A 16,688-nucleotide genomic window follows, 5' to 3' on the forward strand; every position below is an offset into this window, starting at 1 on the left:
AAGCGTAAATCGCCTACCAGCGGGCGTAATGGTCCTCGGTCAATCCCAACACATTGTTGAGTTGGAATTTACGCCCCTGATTGTCAATGATAAAACCGCTAAAAAGCCCCAGATATTGGCGGAAATTACTCTTCAGCAAGATAAAATTGCGTTTCTCACTGCGGCAATTTCGCGCCGTAAACTCTAAATCGACACGGCCATCGTGACTATGAATACGCCAGAGATCTGTGCCCTGCTGGCCATGACGGTCAAACTCAAATTGCACAGGTCCGAGTAAATGGCGCTCGCCATTGATCCAAAACACGTTTTCATTGGCACCAGTTTCATTAACGCCCGCAGCAAGATTTAATCCGATCACCCCTTCATCGATTTGGGCATTGATGGATGCCCAGCGCCAGCTAGTATCACGGCGCATAAAGCCCGCAGAAAAATCATAACCTGCGAGGGCAAAATTCAATGGTTGCGGTTCATGGTCTATGGTGAGTTGTCCTTTGACCGATAAGCCATTGTGTTTTTGGGTATAGGTCCAGCCGTTGTATCCCGTAGGGCTACACATGGCCATAGGTAAACTTAAGGGTAAGGCATGCAGGGTTAAATCGGCTTGAATGCTTTTAGTATCAATGACTAAATGCCAATTACCCTCTTGGATCTTAAAAGTCACGCTAGCGCCTTTGCCGCCGATAGCGGCAACCCCATTGGCGGGAGAAGGCGTCATCCGGTAGCCAATCCCAAAGGGTTTTAGCCAGTCCTGTTGAGTTAACCTATTATTTTTAATGTCATATAAATAACAGAAACCACTCCCCAGATAAGCGATATCCGCCAGTGCAATTCCAATGATGTAGCGCGGCGTGATAATCGAAATAAACTGGAACTGCTTAAAATCAAACCGTTTTGCCCAGGCCGATGCGGGCTTGTCCATGGTATCAAAATAGGCAAAATCCGCTAAACCTAAGCTACCGACTATGCCATCGAAATGGCCGAAATGTGGCTGACCTTTGGCATTGATTAAACTGTCGGGGGCGATTTGGGTAATAATCCTAGACATAAACTCGCCTTTGCTTGTGCAGTCGAAGGAGCATTTATGCTCTCTTATTTAATGTTGAATTTTTACTCTAACCTGTCGCCCATTGCATTAAAAGAGTGCAAGCTCAAATTGTTGTGATTTTGTTGCCGGCAAGAATTCGGTTTAATCCCACCAGCGGATCATAAAAAAGCACCCGAAGGCGCTTAATCGACACAAACTTATCCACTAATTGATAGCGAATGACTCAGTAAACCTGATTCCGTAAACCTAAGTCGTTAGAAACGATAACTCATGCCAAAGTTAACCCCCTGTAGCTCGAGTTCTTTCATTGGCACATATTGGTATTCAAGGTTTAGCCCAAAGCCCGAGCGAAAACGATATTGCCAACCGACCGCGCCGTAAAAGCCTACATCGTCCGAATCCATCTCTTGCTTATCCATCTCATAACTCACTTGGGTGTAAGCAGCGCCGAGTTTGGCGTACAGACTATTACCACGGGAGAGCGCATATTCGCCGTAGGCGGTAGCTCTAACACCTTGGAAGCGTAAATCTTTTATCTCGCTGATCACACTAACGAGCGCACTCGCCACCCCACCAGAGCCCGTTAAATACCCTGCTTCAACGCCAAAGTTGTCATTAAGCATATAGCGATAATATAAATCGCTGGTGAAGGTATCGCCCGCATCATATTTACCGCTCTTAGTTTCAAATTCTTGAGTGCCGTAGCCTAAGCTGCCACCTAACACATGGGGAGAATCGGCAGCATTCGCCTTGCCCACAACAGCCCCGGTAAACAACGCGAACGACAACAGCCAAGTATTAATTGTTAAGTATTTCATATTGTTTAAATTCAGTACTCAGATGTTGGCACATCATAAGCTTTGCACCTGTATAAGGACTGAACCCGAGTGCATTGTGGTAACGGAGGGGATTTCTGGTATGCTGTAGCCACTTTTTACTTGCATGAGATCCCCCATGAAAAAGTTATTATTGACGCTGACTTTCCCCCTGCTCTTCGTGGGCTGCGCGAGCCAAAATCCAACTCATATGGCATTTAGCCCACAGGTTCCCGATATTAGCCAACAGACCAACAGACCCGTACAGATCTCATTGGATACCATTGATACCCGTAACGTCGAGTACGTGGCGCGCTTTATCGAAGAAGGCACTAAGACTCGCCTCGTCGGCCCGAGTGAGCCACCTAAATTATTACTCGATGAAGTTTTCCGTAACGGTTTTACCCAAGCGGGCTACCAGATTGACCCAAGCGCGACCAACTCAGTGCAAGTTCAGTTAGAAGAACTGCAAATGGATGTCACCAAAAAGACCTTCGGTTATGAGGCCAAACACAGCGTGCTGATTGCCGTGCAAGCCCGTAATTCCAGTCAAGAATTGGTCAAACGTTATAAAGCCAAGGGCACTTTAAAAGGCCCGTTAACGCCAGACTTTGCCACTCTAGAGCTGGATATGAACAAGTTACTCGGCCAACTCACAGGGGAAATTTTGAATGACCCTGAGTTAAACCAGTTCCTGCAACAATAATAGTGCTAATCGATAATTAATAAGGAAATCATAATGTTTCGTTGGATATCTGCACTCTTAGTTCTGTGTGCCAGCTATAGCAGCTGGGCGGCAATCGACATTCAACCCGATACCTTGTATCCACAAGTCGAGTTTGATACCAGCCTAGGTAAGATTGTGGTCGAACTCGATAGAACCCGCGCACCGATTACCGTCGATAACTTTCTGACCTATGTGGTCAAAGGCGAGTACAACAACACGATTTTCCACCGTATTATCAGTGACTTTGTCGTTCAAGGTGGCGGACTAAACCCACAATTAGAAGAGTTACCCGCAGGCAAGCCGATATTTAACGAGTCTGGCAACGGCTTATCCAACAGCATGGGCACGATTGCGATGGCTCGCGACAACGATCCCCACTCGGCTACCCGTCAGTTTTACTTCAACGTGGCGGATAACACTAAGCTGGATCCATCCAAACGTCGTTGGGGTTATGCGGTATTTGGTGAAGTGATTGAGGGCAAACAAGTGCTTGAAGCGATGGCCGTGGTCGAGACCACTACCAATGCGAAACTCAATTGGCCCGATGTGCCAGTGACACCTATCATATTGAAAACAGCTAAATTACTGCCGAAAAAATAATCGAAAATAATTTGAGCAAAAGCCCTAATCCTCTGTCTATACTCAAAAGGCAACAGAAAGGAGGCAAGGGTGACGATTGAAGAATTTATCGATAATAAAGCGCCCCAGCTTGCTATGTATGGCAAAGCATTTTTGAGTGACGAGCTCGATTTCCATGAAGTCCAGCTCTATCTTTGGGACACACTCGAGGAATGGCAATTACTCATTCCAAGTAGTGAAGCGCAAACAGAAACAGAAACCGTGTTTTGGCATTTGCTCCATAGCTTTAACAAGTGGCCAGACTGGGTGATCCGCGGCAATCAGTACCTGTATCAGCAGTTGCATGCGTGCTGCGACTTCCTTAGTTTAGGAGGCCAAATGCCCTCAGGGTGCGTTGGTATTCGACCTTGAGCAATACACTCTCTAAAGACTCAGCTTGCTGGGTCTTTTTATTTTCCCCCAGCCGCACAGAAACCCATCGAGCATCAAAAGGATACGCATTAATCCTTGAATCCCACCGCATCTTACCCGTAAGCTAGGCGGATTCGACTCCTCGGCTCATGCTTATGTTCGTAATCGGTTTAAATCGGCGCATCTTAGAATTCTTTAGCGTTTACTACCATAAGCGCGTGTTGATACTGCTGTTACTCGGCTTTTCTGCCGGCCTGCCATTAATGTTGGTCTTTTCAACCTTGTCTTTTTGGCTGCGGGAAGCGGGAGTCGACCGTACTTCTATCGGGTATTTCAGCTGGATAGCGCTGGCTTATGCCTTCAAATGGGCCTGGTCGCCCTTGGTGGACAGATTATCTCTGCCCATACTGACGCGCTTTTTAGGTCGTCGGCGCAGTTGGATGTTGTTCGCCCAGCTGCTATTGGTCGGCGCGATTTTGGGTATGTCCTTTAGCGACCCACTGCAAGATCTCGAACGCTTGGCCGTATTTGCCCTGATGGTCGCCTTTGCATCCGCCACCCAAGATATTGTGATTGATGCCTTTCGTATCGAATCTGCCCCCGAAAAAATGCAGGCCGCGCTTGCTGCCGCCTATCAGGTGGGCTATCGCAGCGCCATGATTGTGGCGACCGCTGGTGCACTCAGCATCGCCGCTTGGGTTGAGCCAGGCAATACCGAATATAACCTGCTCGCTTGGCAAACTTCCTATTTGGTGATGGCAGGACTGATGTTTGTCGGGGTGTTAACAACGCTTTTTAGCCGCGAGCCACAGGTCGATACCCGCGCCGCCGATGAGACCGAATTAGCGGTAAAACAACGCTTGAGCGAGCGTTATCCCAAGCCCGTTGCGGCGAGTCTCTCATGGATTTATACCGCCAGCATACTGCCCTTTATTGACTTTTTTAAACGCTATGGCCGTAGCGCCATTTTGATTCTTTTGCTGATTTCCTGCTATCGCATTTCGGATATTGTGATGGGGATTATGGCCAACGTGTTCTACGTGGACATGGGATTTAGCAAAGAAGAAATTGCTTATCTGAGTAAGATCTATGGCCTTATCATGACCTTAGTTGGCGCAGCCTTTGGCGGTATCCTATTAGCCCGCTTCGGCACAATGAAGATTTTATTCCTTGGCGCCCTCTTGGTCGCCGTCACCAATTTGCTGTTTGCTTGGCAGGCGATGATTGGGTACAACGTCCAATTTTTAACCTTCGCGATCTCAGTCGATAACTTTAGTGCCGGTATTGCCACCGCCGCCTTTATCGCTTACCTCTCGAGCCTCACCAGCAGCGGCTACAGTGCAACCCAATATGCGCTACTCTCCTCAATTATGTTGCTCTTCCCTAAGTTTATTGCCGGCTTCTCGGGCGCCTATGTCGATGCCTATGGCTATGTGAACTTCTTTGTCGCTGCCAGTGTGATAGGTTTTCCCGTGTTGCTGCTTATTCATTTAGTGAATAGATACGTGCCCCATGGCAGCAAAGATAACGCTGAATCTAAGCAATAAAAAAGCCCCTCGCCTTTAATAGCGAGGGGCTTTTGAATCTCTATCAGCACAGTGACTCGAGGTGAATCAACTGCTGGCTAGGCTTTGCGATTAATCGCGGAAGTTATTGAACTGGAAAGGCTGACCCAGATCCGCTTGACGCACTAACGCCATCACAGCTTGTAAATCATCGCGGGCTTTACCCGTTACACGCACTGTGTCGCCTTGGATCTGAGATTGCACTTTAATCTTGCTATCCTTGACCATCTTAACGATTTTCTTGGCGATATCCGTCTCGATCCCTTGCTTAAAACGCACTTTCAGGGAGAAGGTTTTGCCACTGTGAACCGACTTTTCGTCGACATCCATAGTCGAAGGCTCAACGTTACGCTTGCTCAATTGGGTACGCAGAATATCGACCAACTGCTTACACTGAAAATCATCTTCCGCGGTGAGAGTCACCACATGATCTTTATATTCGATGCTGGCATCTTTACCACGAAAATCGAATCGGCTGCTGAGTTCACGGCGGGAGTTTTCGACCGCGTTACGTAATTCAACCTCATCCACTTCAGACACAATATCAAATGAAGGCATAGTTGCCGCCCCTTAGGTGATTGTAAATGCCCATAGTTTACCGACTCCCTCCCCCAAGTTGAAGGTTAACTTTACCCAAGCAAGATAAAACTCGGGTTATGGATGACTTTGGCGGCACATTTTCCTATTATGGCGTCACACTAAGATAATCAAATTGTATTTGTGATAACTAAAAACACCCTATTCAAATTGGCTTTAGCCGTAGCCTTTGTCGTGATCAGTTATCTGGTGTTTTCCAGACCAACCTATTCGCAAAGTATCCCCAATATCGATAAGGTAGGCCATCTTGGGAGCTTCTTCTGTCTCTCTTATCTGACCTTTCTCGCCTTTCGCCCTAAGTGGTACTGGCTCTCGCTGGTGCTTGCCGCCTACGCGATTTTGATTGAGCTAGTGCAATCGCGTTTACCCTACCGCAGCGCCTCTGTGGGCGATGTGTTAGCGGACTTTGCTGGTATCGCTTTGTTTTACTTCTGTCTTTGGGCCTATCGAAAATACTTTAGCGCCGCCCAACTCAAGGAAGAATAATGTTCGGCCAAGGTGCGTCATCCGCTATGGAGCCTCAAATCACCGATATCGCGATTTTAGGGGCTGGCGCCGTGGGGCAATTGATTTGCCATCAACTGCATTCGGCGGGATTAGCCGTAGGCCTGATAGCGCGTGAATCAGTATCCACTTCTGAGGCGACGGATTGGCAAGACCTTGTGTTTTGCCCTCTGCCATCAACAGATGCAAGTGCCGATTCAGTGTCATACCGAGTGCCTAAAGTTAGTTTAGACAGCACAGGCTTACAGCAGGTTAAGCTGCTAATTGTGTGCGTTAAGGCTTATCAAGTCGTTGATGCTATTAGCCCTTTACTCGACAAACTCTCGCCCCAGTGTCATATCCTGTTATTGCATAATGGCATGGGCCCACACTTGGCTCTCGCGCCCAAATTACAGGGTCGCGGCTTAAGCCTTGGTACTACCTCCCAAGGCGTGCTGCGCCAGTCCCGCTGGCAAGTCAAACAAACCGGTCAAGGCTTGACCCAGTTTGGCCATTTTACCGGACCCGCATTATCGCAAGCACTGCGTGATGGGCTGCTCAACGCTATCCCCAGCAGTGAATGGGTTGAGGCAATTATCCCGAGTCTTTGGCAAAAGCTTGCGGTAAACGCCGCGATTAACCCGCTGACTGCCCTGCATCAATGCCCCAATGGCACCTTGGCTCAAGCAGAATTTACCCAGACCATCGCCAGTATCTTAGATGAACTGGTCGAGGTGGCCGCCCACGATGGTATCGAGCTGGATAGACAAATGCTTGAAGAGCGCGTGTACCGGGTGATTGAACTCACGGCCGCGAATTTCTCTTCGATGCACCAAGATGTAGCACACCATAGGCCAACCGAGATTGAACAAATTAATGGTTATATTTGTGACCGCGCCAGCGCGCACGGTTTAAGTGCAGCCACCAATGCCCAAATGTGCCAAGCGATTAAACAGCTGTCGGCGATAACACCACGAGCTTAATCAATTCATTCAATTGATTTTAAATGGATTTACCTCTAATCAACCGAGCTAAATAAAACTCGGTGATATTGCTGCATCGTTAAATGCACTCGAATTGGCATTTTAATGTTAAATGCACCATCACAGCGCACCAAATCGGGGCGCAATCACCTGTTTTTGCACTGTTTTGCGGCAAAAACGCTGTCTATTTGAGTGCGCCACTTTGTTAACATAATGATAATAAAAACATTATTGTTATGGCCTGATTCCTGCTTTGTTCACCCCACTTACGTCTGAAGTTCGTTGGAGAATAAAGTTGAAACTCATCACCGCTATTATTAAGCCCTTTAAAATTGATGATGTACGTGAAGCGCTGACGCAACTTGGCATCCAAGGTATGACAGTGACCGAAGTACGCGGTTTTGGTCGCCAGAAGGGACATACAGAGCTATATCGCGGCGCCGAATATGCGGTCGACTTTCTCCCCAAAATGAAGCTTGAAATCGCCATCCATTCCGAGCTGGAAGATGCGGTAATCGAAGCCATTGTTGCCGCGGCTCACACGGGTAAAGTAGGCGACGGCAAGATATTCGTCACTCCACTCGAGCAAGTGATCCGCGTGCGCACCGCTGAGGAAGGGAGTGATGCAATATGACCCAACAGACAACCGCACTTAACGCTAAGCTCCAGCACGGCACGAATACCCAAATCAGCCTGCACACTAAGCTCGCTCAGCCAAACGCCCGTTATTCAAAATTGGGTTATCAGGCATTATTGGCGCTGTTCGCCAGCGGCTTTGCAGGCACGGCTTTGGCCGATGAGGCGCAGCTCAGCGGCGCCAACACTGCCTGGATTTTAAGCTCATCTGCCCTAGTCCTATTGATGACACTCCCAGGGCTGGCGCTGTTTTACGGCGGTCTGGTGCGCAGTAAAAACGTGCTATCGATTTTAATGCAGTGTTTTTCTATCGCCGCTATCGCCTCCGTGCTGTGGTTTGTGGTGGGTTACTCTATCGCCTTCGATACCGGCAACGGTTTTATCGGCGGGCTTGGCAAAGCTTTTCTAGCCAGCATTGGTCGCGATAGTGTCAGTGGGGATATTCCCGAACCTTTATTTATGCTTTTCCAAATGACCTTCGCGATTATCACGCCAGCGCTGATCATCGGTGGCTTTGCCGAGCGGATGAGATTCTCCGCTGTACTGATGTTTTCAAGCGCTTGGTTGCTGTTAGTCTATGCACCTATCACCCACTGGGTGTGGGGCGGCGGCTGGTTGGCCGAGCTTGGCCTGTATGACTTTGCAGGCGGTACAGTCGTACACATTACTGCTGGGGTAGCGGCACTGGTGGCGGCAAAAGTGTTAGGGCCGCGTAAGGGATTCTTAAACTCGGCCATTATGCCCCATAACTTGACCATGACAGTGACAGGCGCGGGCATGTTGTGGGTAGGCTGGTTTGGCTTTAATGGCGGCAGCGCTTTAGGCGCCAATGGCACTGCGGCCATGGCGATTCTCGCGACCCATCTAGCCGCGTCGATGGGCGCCATCACGTGGGCAGGTATCGAGTGGTATAAATTCGGTAAGGCCAGTGCACTCGGTATCGTCACCGGCATGGTGGCAGGCCTTGGCACTATCACTCCTGCATCGGGTTATGTCGGCCCTGCTGGCGCGTTAGTTATCGGTTTTCTTGGCGGCGTGGTCTGCTTCTTTTCAACTGTGTACATTAAACAAAAGCTTAAGATTGACGACTCACTCGATGTGTTCCCAGTGCACGGTGTCGGCGGTATTCTCGGTACTTTGCTGGCGGGAGTATTTAGTTCGACTCAGCTTGGGATCTTCAGCGGTTATGGTTTTGCCAGTGTCAACCACACTATGCTCGACCAACTCGGGGCGCAGGCCATTGGCGTTATCGCTACGTTCAGCTATACAGCGATTGTAACGTGGTTATTGTTTGTGGTGATTGGCAAAATCCTCGGTGGACTTCGCGTCAGCACAGAGCAGGAAGTGAATGGCCTAGACCTTTCCGAACATGAAGAAACAGGCTATAGCCTGTAGCTTGATGACTACACTTGCCATCAGGACTCACGTCCTGATGGCAAGTTTACTGATACAACTTGTTAATGAGCCTTCAGCCATTGCATAAGCTCATCTAATTTCATCGGCTTAGCGTATAAATAGCCCTGCAAAGAGTGCACATTACGACTGATTAAATAGTCCGCCTGCTCTTGGGTCTCCACCCCTTCGGCCACAGCCACATAATTCATCTTATGGCAGAGTTCGATGATGGTATCGAGCACATGGGAGGATTCTTCACATAGAGCAAGAAATCACAATGGTAAATCCACTTCAAATAGTCACTCCCACATCACAAGAATTGCTGCGACCGCAATCAGCACTAGGCCAAACATTTCTTTTATTTTTACTCGTTCCTTTAGCCAGAATGCCGAAATCAGCATCATAAAGAAGATTTCCACTTGCCCTAGGGTTTTAACATAGGGCACGGCCTGCAAAGACATGGCACTAAACCAACCAATGGAGCCAAAGCAGCTGGCGGTACTCGTCAGCAAGGTTAACTTAGGACGTTGGATTAAGGCGCTTAACGTTTCCTTATCCTTTAGGACTAAATAACTGACTAACACTATGGTTTGTAGACATATCACCAAAAGCAATACCCAAGCGGCGCTATGGGGAAAGCCGACATTTAGCCTTAGGCTTGCTTCCCTCACCCACAAAGAAGTCAGTGCAAAGGCGCTGCCGCTAGCAATGCCGAGCAGCACTGTGCTTAGGGATAACTGCCTAAGCCCTTGCTTGGCGCTCAATAAAAACACGGCAACGCCACCTAAAATCACCCCAATCCAACCGAGTAACGATAAATGGGTGCCAAAAAAGAAGGTGCCTAATATCGCAGCAACAATGGCCTCACTCTTGGCAAGCCCGGCACCGATGGCAAAATTTTGTTGTTGGAACAACTTAACCATCAAGCCAGTCGCGAGGATCTGCATCATAGATGCACCGACAATAAAGCCGATAAATTCCGCCGTAAAATGCGGTAACCCCACATTGTCCCAAAGATATAACAACCCAAGATACAAGGCCGCAATCGGACCAGCCCAAATAAACCGCGCTAAGGTAACGCCCGCCACCTTAACCTCTTTACTCAGTTGGCTCTGAAAGGCATTGCGCCACGCCTGCATAAATGCGGCTAATAAGGTAAAGAAAATCCACATCCGAGCCATCCTGTTACTGCCAGACTGCACTCTGACATGGGTTATGCGCTAAATTGGAACCAACATCATAAACACAAGGTATTGATATCGCTATGGAGAAAATTTCACCCAATAAAAAACCCCGAACGATTCGGGGCTTTTTAGTTAAGAGGGTTCAGCCAAGCTTACTTGCTGGTATCAATCGGGTCGAAGGATTTAACCAAATCATCGATCGCCTTCATCTGCTTCAGATAGTTTTCTAACTGGTGCAGTGGTAAGGCACATGGACCATCACACTTAGCGTTATCTGGATCTGGGTGAGCCTCAATAAACAGACCCGCTAAGCCTAACGCCATGCCACTACGAGCTAATTCAGTCGCTTGAGCACGACGGCCGCCCGCAGAATCGGCACGACCACCAGGACGTTGCAATGCGTGGGTGGCATCGAAAATCACTGGGTAGCCGGATTGCTTCATCTCATCCATGCCCAGCATATCAACCACTAGGTTGTTGTAACCGAAGCATGAACCACGCTCACACAGGATAATCTCATCGTTACCCGCTTCGTTAAACTTAGTGATGATATGGCGCATTTCATGGGGCGCTAAAAACTGTGGCTTTTTCACGTTGATGATAGCGCCCGTTTTCGCCATGGCGACAACGAGGTCAGTCTGGCGCGCTAAGAAAGCTGGGAGCTGAATAATATCAACCACTTCAGCGACAGGCGCACATTGGTAAGGCTCATGCACATCGGTGATCAATGGCAGATTGAAAGTCTTTTTGATTTCTTCAAAAATCTTTAAGCCTTCTTCCATGCCAGGACCACGGTAAGAGTTAACAGAAGAGCGGTTAGCCTTGTCGAACGACGCCTTGAAAACATAGGGAATACCCAGTTTTTGCGTCACTTCGGCATAGGTTTCAGCAATCGACATAGCGAGATCGCGAGACTCAAGCACGTTCATGCCACCAAACAACACGAAAGGTTTATCGTTAGCGATCTCGATTGAACCTAGGTTTATGATTTTATTACTCATCGCAACTTCTCTCTAAAATGCTGGAACCTTACCAGCGCTGAACAGGAGCTAAGGCAACTATACCGCGACGGCTTGCAGTAACTGACCGCAGAGCCACGCCATATAAGTGCCTAGCGCATAACCAAATACGGCTAACAATACCCCAACAGGGGCTAAAGCTGGGTGGAACGCCGCTGCCACAACTGGCGCCGATGCAGCCCCTCCCACGTTTGCCTGACTGCCCACGGCCATATAAAACAATGGAGCCTTAATTAATTTAGCAATCAATAACATAAAGCCAGCGTGCACTATCATCCAAATAATGCCCACTAAAAAATATAGCGGTGTATCAAGGACCTTGCTCACATCCATATGTAAACCAATGGTCGCCACCAAAATATACAAGAATGCCGACGCCACCTTAGAAGCCCCCGCCGCCTCTAAATGGCGCATAGGGCTAAAGGACATGGCTAAACCTATGGTGGTCACAATCACCACTAACCAGAAGAACTTAGAGGTTAAGCTGTAATCCTCTGTCCAAGGATAGTTGGCCTCAAAATAAGGGCCGAGGAAATCGGCGGCAATATGGGCCACGCCAGTGATGCCAAAGCCGACGGCCACAATCAGCATCAGATCACGCAGGCTTGGAATACGTGCATTTTCAGCATGATACTGCTCAACCTTGTTCTTTAAGGTCTCAATTGCTGTGGTATCAGCACCTGTCTTGGCATCGATTTCTTTGGCTTTTGACGCCATAAACAACAATACCGCCATCCAAATATTGGCCACAATCACATCGACTGTCACCATCACGGAGAAGATATTGCCGCCCACCTCATAAATTTCTTTCATCGCGGCTTGGTTGGCACCGCCGCCAATCCAGCTCCCCGCGAGGGTCGTCATGCCACGCCACACAGCATCAGGACTATCGACACCAATCAATGAGGGTTCGATAAAGGACACTACGAGCAGTGCGATCGGTCCGCCGATCACAATGCCGACAGTCCCAGTTAAAAACATGATCACCGCCTTAGGCCCCAGCCCTAAGATAGCTTTTAAATCCACACTTAAAATCAGTAGCACCAAACAGGCGGGCAATAGATAACGCGAGGCCACATAGTAAAGCTGCGATGTGCCACCATCGATCACCCCAAAGGTATTCAACAACGATGGCAAGAAATAGCAGAGTAATAACGCGGGGATAAAACGGTAAAACTTTTGCCAAAATGGATGGCTACTACTACTGGTATAAAACACAAATCCCAGAATCGTTGCCAATATTCCCAGCGCCACCGCGTCATTGGTGACTAATGCCGTGCTTGCCATGTGTATTCTCCCTGTTTGGTACAGTTGTTATTGTATTTATGCTAAAAACTGCCGTTTGCAGTTAGTGGGCAAACTTCCCATTCGCCCCATTTATTGTTGTTTTTTAGAAAAACAAGGAGAGCCTACTAGGCTCTCCTTTAAGATTTAGTGATAGATTTCAGCGTGTTCACTGAGCTCTTTGAGCTGCATTTTGACAATTTCGATAACAGGATCATGCGGGCTGTTATCGACAAAGTGTTGCAGATCGGCCGCAGCGACATTGATACACCCCAGTTGCTGGGCGATAAAGGCGCGCTCCCGATTTAAATGCACATCATCTGGGTGCCACTGTAGCAGTAAGTTGCAACATTCCATCGCCGCCTCAAATTGATGCGACACAATACACCCCGCCTTAAGCTCATGCAGCATGCGCGAAATCAGCTTCTTCACCGACGCAGCCTTTAAATAGCTTGGCTTAAGCTCGGCCGCGTTCCCCAGCTCACCGCGCACTAACACATGGAGCTGATGTTTCGTTAGCTCTTTGCCCGTCAGCGGATCGTGATAACGCACAACGCCAGCAACATTACTGCGAAGCACGGTATTACCCGGTAAGAGTAAGGCTTCGAGCTCTAAATCGAGCTGCTTGGCCAGTAGCATCAAAACCGTCGCCAGTGTGGTGCTATTGCCCTGTTTAGTGATAAGGCAAGTGCCTAAGTCCGCCGCTTCGGTACTGAAGTAATTGTCGCGGACACAAAAACCCAAGTCCTGATAAAACCAATGCAGCAACGCATTTAAGCGTTGCTGTTGATCCACCAGGTAATGACTTAATACGGCTCCCGCCAATTCAAACCAAGCCCATTTCGCCGCTTCGAGGTTTGAAAATCCAAGGTGAGCACCTACATCCAATGCCGACTCGGGCAAAGAAATGCCATCTTGCAGATTGTATTTACCCATTAACCCAATAATACCGCTTGTTTAAAATGCGCCAATTTGGCGGCGTAAACTAACCAACCTAATGCACCTAAAAAGGCAAAAACTTTGAACAATTTGTTTCTGTTCGCTTTTATCGCAATCACGCCCAAGGCAATATACGCGAGCACGGCGCCAATCTTTTCGGTCAACCAAGGGTCCACAAAAGGATATTGCTTGATCATAAAGCACAGGGTTAAACCCGACAGCAGTAAAAAAGTGTCGATAACATGGGGCGCGATTTTGAATACTTTCTTGCCCATCAGTGCTGACTGACGTAAATGCAACACAAAACGAACGACAAAAAACAGCACACTCACGGCAATTAAGGTTAAATGCAGGTGCTTAACAGCAGGATAAAGACTGTAAAAAGTTTCCATTGTGATACTTATGGCCAGTGACAAAGGCGCTAGTTTACCCTAATCATAACGCCAGACCAATGCCTAACGCGCGAGATTCGCGGACGAAACCCCGTCCCTCAGTTTGCAGGAAACCACAATGAATTTAATGATAATTGACGATGAGTCCGCCGAATTTGCCGATGCAGTAAAGCAAAAAATCGTCGAATTTAATCAGCTGCACTGGCAAACACTAAAACGCCAAAACCTAGGATTAAAATTACAGGATGAGGACGGCAGCTTGCTCGCGGGCTTAAGCGGCAAAACCTTTGGTAATTGGCTATTGATTGACTACCTTTGGGTCGATGCCGCATTGCGCCAGCAAAATATCGGCTCACGCTTATTACTCGAGGCCGAAACCAAGGCCAAACAACGCGGCTGCCAATTTGTCCTGCTCGATACCTTAGATTTTCAAGCCAAACCTTTCTATGAACGCCACGGATATCGCGTGCAGTGGGTACAACAAGCCTACCCTGAAACCGGCAGTAAATTCTTTATGGTGAAAGTGTTATAGCTTCAGCCTAAGCTTAGAGCTGATTTTGAAGATATTGAGTCGGGCACTTGCCGAAAGCGAAGCACTTCAATCGATACACAAATAAAAACGCCATTGATAAATAACCAATGGCGTTGTTTAGTGTTTGGCAGGATAGGATTAAATATTAAATGCCAATCAAGCCCATCCACTTACCCATAGTGCATCTGTCATTGCTGCCAAAATCCCGCACGGTCGCGACATTCTGATAACCCAGCTCGGTCAGTTTTTCTCTAAGCTTTACCGCCTGCTCAAAACCATGTTCGAGCAGAATATAGCCGTTGGGCTTTAAATAATCCCGAGCGGTTTTGGCTATGTAGTAAAGATCGGCAAAGCCCTCATCGGCGGCAGTGAGCGCACTTTGCGGCTCAAAACGTACATCACCTTGATGTAAATGCTCATCGGCCTCATCAATGTAAGGCGGATTTGAGACAATTAAATCAAAGTCATGGGCCTTGATAGCGCTAAACCAGTCACTTTGGAGGATCTCCACCTGCTCGAGCTTAAGGTTAGTCCGATTCGCTTTGGCCAAGGCCACCGCATCTTCCACCTTATCGACGGCAGTGATTTGCCAAGTCGCCCGCTCAGAAGCCAGAGCCAGCGCAATCGCACCGGTTCCGGTTCCTAAGTCCAGCACCTTAGCATTGCTCTCAAGGGGCAAGTTTAAGGCAGTCTCGACTAAGATTTCGGTATCGGGGCGAGGAATTAACGTGGTGTCATTCACGATAAATGGCAGTGACCAAAACTCACGCTCACCCACAATATGCGCCACGGGTACGCCCTGCTGGCGACGTTGCACCATTTGCTGGAAACGTTTCCACTGCTCCACCGTTAAGGCTTTTTCGGGCCAAGTGTAGAGAAATGCACGGCTTTTATTGAGGCAATACAGCAGGAAAACCTCTGCATCCAAATGGGCGGATTCAGAGGTAGGCGCTAGCTGGACGTAGGCCCATTGCAGAGCCTCGGCGATACTCGATTGATCAGCCAAAATTACCCCTGCTCATCAGCCAGAGCGGCTAATAGGTCGGCCTGATGCTCTTGCATCAGCGGTCCTAAAATCGCATCTAAGTCGCCTTCCATCACTTCGTTTAAGCGATATAAGGTTAAGTTGATACGGTGTTCACTCACGCGGCCTTGTGGGAAGTTATAGGTACGCACACGCTCGGAGCGGTCACCACTGGCCACCAGACTACGGCGAGTCGACTCTTCGGCGCTGCGGCGCTTTTCGTCTTCAACGGCTTGGATACGCGCGGCTAACACGCTCATCGCTTGAGCGCGGTTTTTATGCTGTGAACGTTGGTCCTGACATTCCACCACAATCCCGGTAGGAATGTGAGTAATACGAATAGCAGAATCGGTTTTGTTAACGTGCTGACCACCGGCGCCCGATGAACGGAAGGTATCGACCTTCAGATCGGCTGGGTTGATTGAAATCGCTTCTGCTTCAGGCACTTCGTGCATGACTACCACAGTTACGGCAGAGGTGTGTACACGGCCCTGAGATTCAGTTTCAGGCACACGTTGAACACGGTGACCACCGGATTCAAACTTGAGTTTACCGTAGGCACCTTCACCACTAACTTTAACGATGATTTCTTTAAAACCGCCGTGCTCGCCTTCGTTCGAGCTCATGATCTCGAGCTGCCAACGGTTGGCTTCGGCATAACGGCTATACATACGGAACAGGTCACCCGCGAAGATTGCGGCTTCGTCACCACCCGCACCGGCACGAATTTCGATAAAGGCGTTGGTGTCGTCGTTAGGATCTTTTGGCAGTAACAGAATTTGCAGCTCGGCTTCGAGACGCTCGAGTTCGGCTTTAGCCGCCTTGATTTCTTCCTGCGCCATTTCGCGCATTTCAGCGTCATCTTCTTCCAGCATTTCCTTGGCAGACTCGAGATCCGCCAGGGCTTGCTGGTAGGCTTTGAAGCCTGCAACCACTTCTTCTAACTGAGAATATTCTTTGGATAACGCGCGAAAACGCTCCTGATCGGCGATGACAGACGCATCACCAAGCAAGGCTAAGACTTCTTCATTGCGCTCGAGCAAGCCTTCCAGCTTGCGGATAACGGATTCCTTCATTT

Annotated in this window: 19 protein-coding genes and 1 pseudogene; 9 read left to right on the top strand and 11 right to left on the bottom strand. The window is 48.6% G+C overall.

What is annotated here, in order from left to right:
- Positions 1 to 13: 13 nt before the first annotated feature.
- Together SHEWMR4_RS16500 and SHEWMR4_RS16505 are read right to left on the bottom strand one after the other, a co-directional pair.
- Positions 14 to 1,045, bottom strand: a complete 1,032-nt coding sequence (locus SHEWMR4_RS16500; protein ID WP_011623893.1) for a DUF2804 domain-containing protein — start codon at positions 1,043 to 1,045, stop codon at positions 14 to 16.
- 254 nt (positions 1,046 to 1,299) lie between these two features.
- On the bottom strand, positions 1,300 to 1,863 hold the full coding sequence (locus SHEWMR4_RS16505; RefSeq protein ID WP_041408858.1) for a porin family protein: 564 nt from the start codon (positions 1,861 to 1,863) through the stop codon (positions 1,300 to 1,302).
- A 136-nt stretch (positions 1,864 to 1,999) separates the two neighbouring features.
- On the opposite strand from SHEWMR4_RS16505, the gene SHEWMR4_RS16510 reads away from it, so the two are divergent.
- From SHEWMR4_RS16510 to SHEWMR4_RS16525, 4 genes are all read left to right on the top strand, one after another.
- Complete coding sequence (locus tag SHEWMR4_RS16510; protein ID WP_041408859.1) at positions 2,000 to 2,566, top strand: YajG family lipoprotein; 567 nt, start codon at positions 2,000 to 2,002, stop codon at positions 2,564 to 2,566.
- 33 nt (positions 2,567 to 2,599) lie between these two features.
- Positions 2,600 to 3,187 (top strand): peptidylprolyl isomerase, encoded by a 588-nt coding sequence (locus SHEWMR4_RS16515; RefSeq protein WP_011623896.1) that lies wholly within the window; start codon positions 2,600 to 2,602, stop codon positions 3,185 to 3,187.
- 69 nt (positions 3,188 to 3,256) lie between these two features.
- Positions 3,257 to 3,577: a hypothetical protein gene (locus tag SHEWMR4_RS16520; RefSeq protein ID WP_011623897.1), complete on the top strand. Its 321-nt coding sequence runs from the start codon at positions 3,257 to 3,259 to the stop codon at positions 3,575 to 3,577.
- 149 nt (positions 3,578 to 3,726) lie between these two features.
- The gene (locus tag SHEWMR4_RS16525) at positions 3,727 to 5,124 is read left to right on the top strand and encodes an AmpG family muropeptide MFS transporter (RefSeq protein ID WP_011623898.1); all 1,398 of its coding nucleotides are present in this window, start codon (positions 3,727 to 3,729) and stop codon (positions 5,122 to 5,124) included.
- Positions 5,125 to 5,214: 90 nt separating this feature from the next.
- Here SHEWMR4_RS16525 and SHEWMR4_RS16530 read toward each other — a convergent pair whose 3' ends face one another.
- Positions 5,215 to 5,700 carry a YajQ family cyclic di-GMP-binding protein gene (locus SHEWMR4_RS16530; RefSeq protein WP_011623899.1) on the bottom strand — a complete coding sequence of 162 codons (486 nt, stop codon included), beginning with the start codon at positions 5,698 to 5,700 and terminating at the stop codon, positions 5,215 to 5,217.
- Positions 5,701 to 5,862: 162 nt separating this feature from the next.
- On the opposite strand from SHEWMR4_RS16530, the gene SHEWMR4_RS16535 reads away from it, so the two are divergent.
- From SHEWMR4_RS16535 to SHEWMR4_RS16550, 4 genes are all read left to right on the top strand, one after another.
- Positions 5,863 to 6,225, top strand: a complete 363-nt coding sequence (locus tag SHEWMR4_RS16535; protein WP_011623900.1) for a VanZ family protein — start codon at positions 5,863 to 5,865, stop codon at positions 6,223 to 6,225.
- Positions 6,225 to 7,205: a ketopantoate reductase family protein gene (locus SHEWMR4_RS16540; protein ID WP_011623901.1), complete on the top strand. Its 981-nt coding sequence runs from the start codon at positions 6,225 to 6,227 to the stop codon at positions 7,203 to 7,205. The genes SHEWMR4_RS16535 and SHEWMR4_RS16540 overlap by 1 nt, the downstream gene beginning before the upstream one ends.
- 295 nt (positions 7,206 to 7,500) lie before the next feature.
- Positions 7,501 to 7,839: a P-II family nitrogen regulator gene (locus SHEWMR4_RS16545; protein ID WP_011623902.1), complete on the top strand. Its 339-nt coding sequence runs from the start codon at positions 7,501 to 7,503 to the stop codon at positions 7,837 to 7,839.
- Positions 7,836 to 9,236 (top strand): ammonium transporter, encoded by a 1,401-nt coding sequence (locus SHEWMR4_RS16550; protein WP_011623903.1) that lies wholly within the window; start codon positions 7,836 to 7,838, stop codon positions 9,234 to 9,236. The genes SHEWMR4_RS16545 and SHEWMR4_RS16550 overlap by 4 nt, the downstream gene beginning before the upstream one ends.
- A gap of 62 nt (positions 9,237 to 9,298) precedes the next feature.
- Here the strand turns inward: SHEWMR4_RS16550 and SHEWMR4_RS16555 are convergent.
- The 6 genes and pseudogenes from SHEWMR4_RS16555 to SHEWMR4_RS16580 all read right to left on the bottom strand — a co-directional run.
- Positions 9,299 to 9,487, bottom strand: a pseudogene (locus tag SHEWMR4_RS16555) (EAL domain-containing protein); the annotation flags it as partial.
- A gap of 48 nt (positions 9,488 to 9,535) precedes the next feature.
- On the bottom strand, positions 9,536 to 10,408 hold the full coding sequence (locus SHEWMR4_RS16560) for a DMT family transporter (RefSeq protein ID WP_011623904.1): 873 nt from the start codon (positions 10,406 to 10,408) through the stop codon (positions 9,536 to 9,538).
- A gap of 164 nt (positions 10,409 to 10,572) precedes the next feature.
- Entirely contained in the window at positions 10,573 to 11,421 is an 849-nt protein-coding gene (kdsA, locus tag SHEWMR4_RS16565) for a 3-deoxy-8-phosphooctulonate synthase (protein WP_011623905.1), read from the bottom strand.
- A gap of 57 nt (positions 11,422 to 11,478) precedes the next feature.
- The gene (locus SHEWMR4_RS16570) at positions 11,479 to 12,726 is read right to left on the bottom strand and encodes a DUF819 domain-containing protein (RefSeq protein ID WP_011623906.1); all 1,248 of its coding nucleotides are present in this window, start codon (positions 12,724 to 12,726) and stop codon (positions 11,479 to 11,481) included.
- 144 nt (positions 12,727 to 12,870) lie between these two features.
- On the bottom strand, positions 12,871 to 13,659 hold the full coding sequence (locus SHEWMR4_RS16575) for a tetratricopeptide repeat protein (RefSeq protein ID WP_011623907.1): 789 nt from the start codon (positions 13,657 to 13,659) through the stop codon (positions 12,871 to 12,873).
- Positions 13,659 to 14,054 carry a SirB2 family protein gene (locus tag SHEWMR4_RS16580; protein ID WP_011623908.1) on the bottom strand — a complete coding sequence of 132 codons (396 nt, stop codon included), beginning with the start codon at positions 14,052 to 14,054 and terminating at the stop codon, positions 13,659 to 13,661. Before SHEWMR4_RS16580 ends, SHEWMR4_RS16575 begins: the two co-directional genes overlap by 1 nt.
- A gap of 118 nt (positions 14,055 to 14,172) precedes the next feature.
- Here SHEWMR4_RS16580 and SHEWMR4_RS16585 point away from each other — a divergent pair, with 118 nt between their 5' ends.
- The gene (locus SHEWMR4_RS16585; protein ID WP_011623909.1) at positions 14,173 to 14,586 is read left to right on the top strand and encodes a GNAT family N-acetyltransferase; all 414 of its coding nucleotides are present in this window, start codon (positions 14,173 to 14,175) and stop codon (positions 14,584 to 14,586) included.
- Positions 14,587 to 14,731: 145 nt separating this feature from the next.
- Here the strand turns inward: SHEWMR4_RS16585 and prmC are convergent, their stop codons facing one another.
- A complete protein-coding gene (gene prmC, locus SHEWMR4_RS16590; protein WP_011623910.1) occupies positions 14,732 to 15,592 on the bottom strand; it encodes a peptide chain release factor N(5)-glutamine methyltransferase in 861 nt (286 codons plus the stop codon).
- Between the two features lie 2 nt (positions 15,593 to 15,594).
- A complete protein-coding gene (gene prfA, locus SHEWMR4_RS16595) occupies positions 15,595 to 16,686 on the bottom strand; it encodes a peptide chain release factor 1 (RefSeq protein WP_011623911.1) in 1,092 nt (363 codons plus the stop codon).
- Positions 16,687 to 16,688: the final 2 nt, after the last annotated feature.

Origin of the sequence: Shewanella sp. MR-4, from assembly GCF_000014685.1 — a bacterium.
Classification (GTDB): domain Bacteria; phylum Pseudomonadota; class Gammaproteobacteria; order Enterobacterales; family Shewanellaceae; genus Shewanella.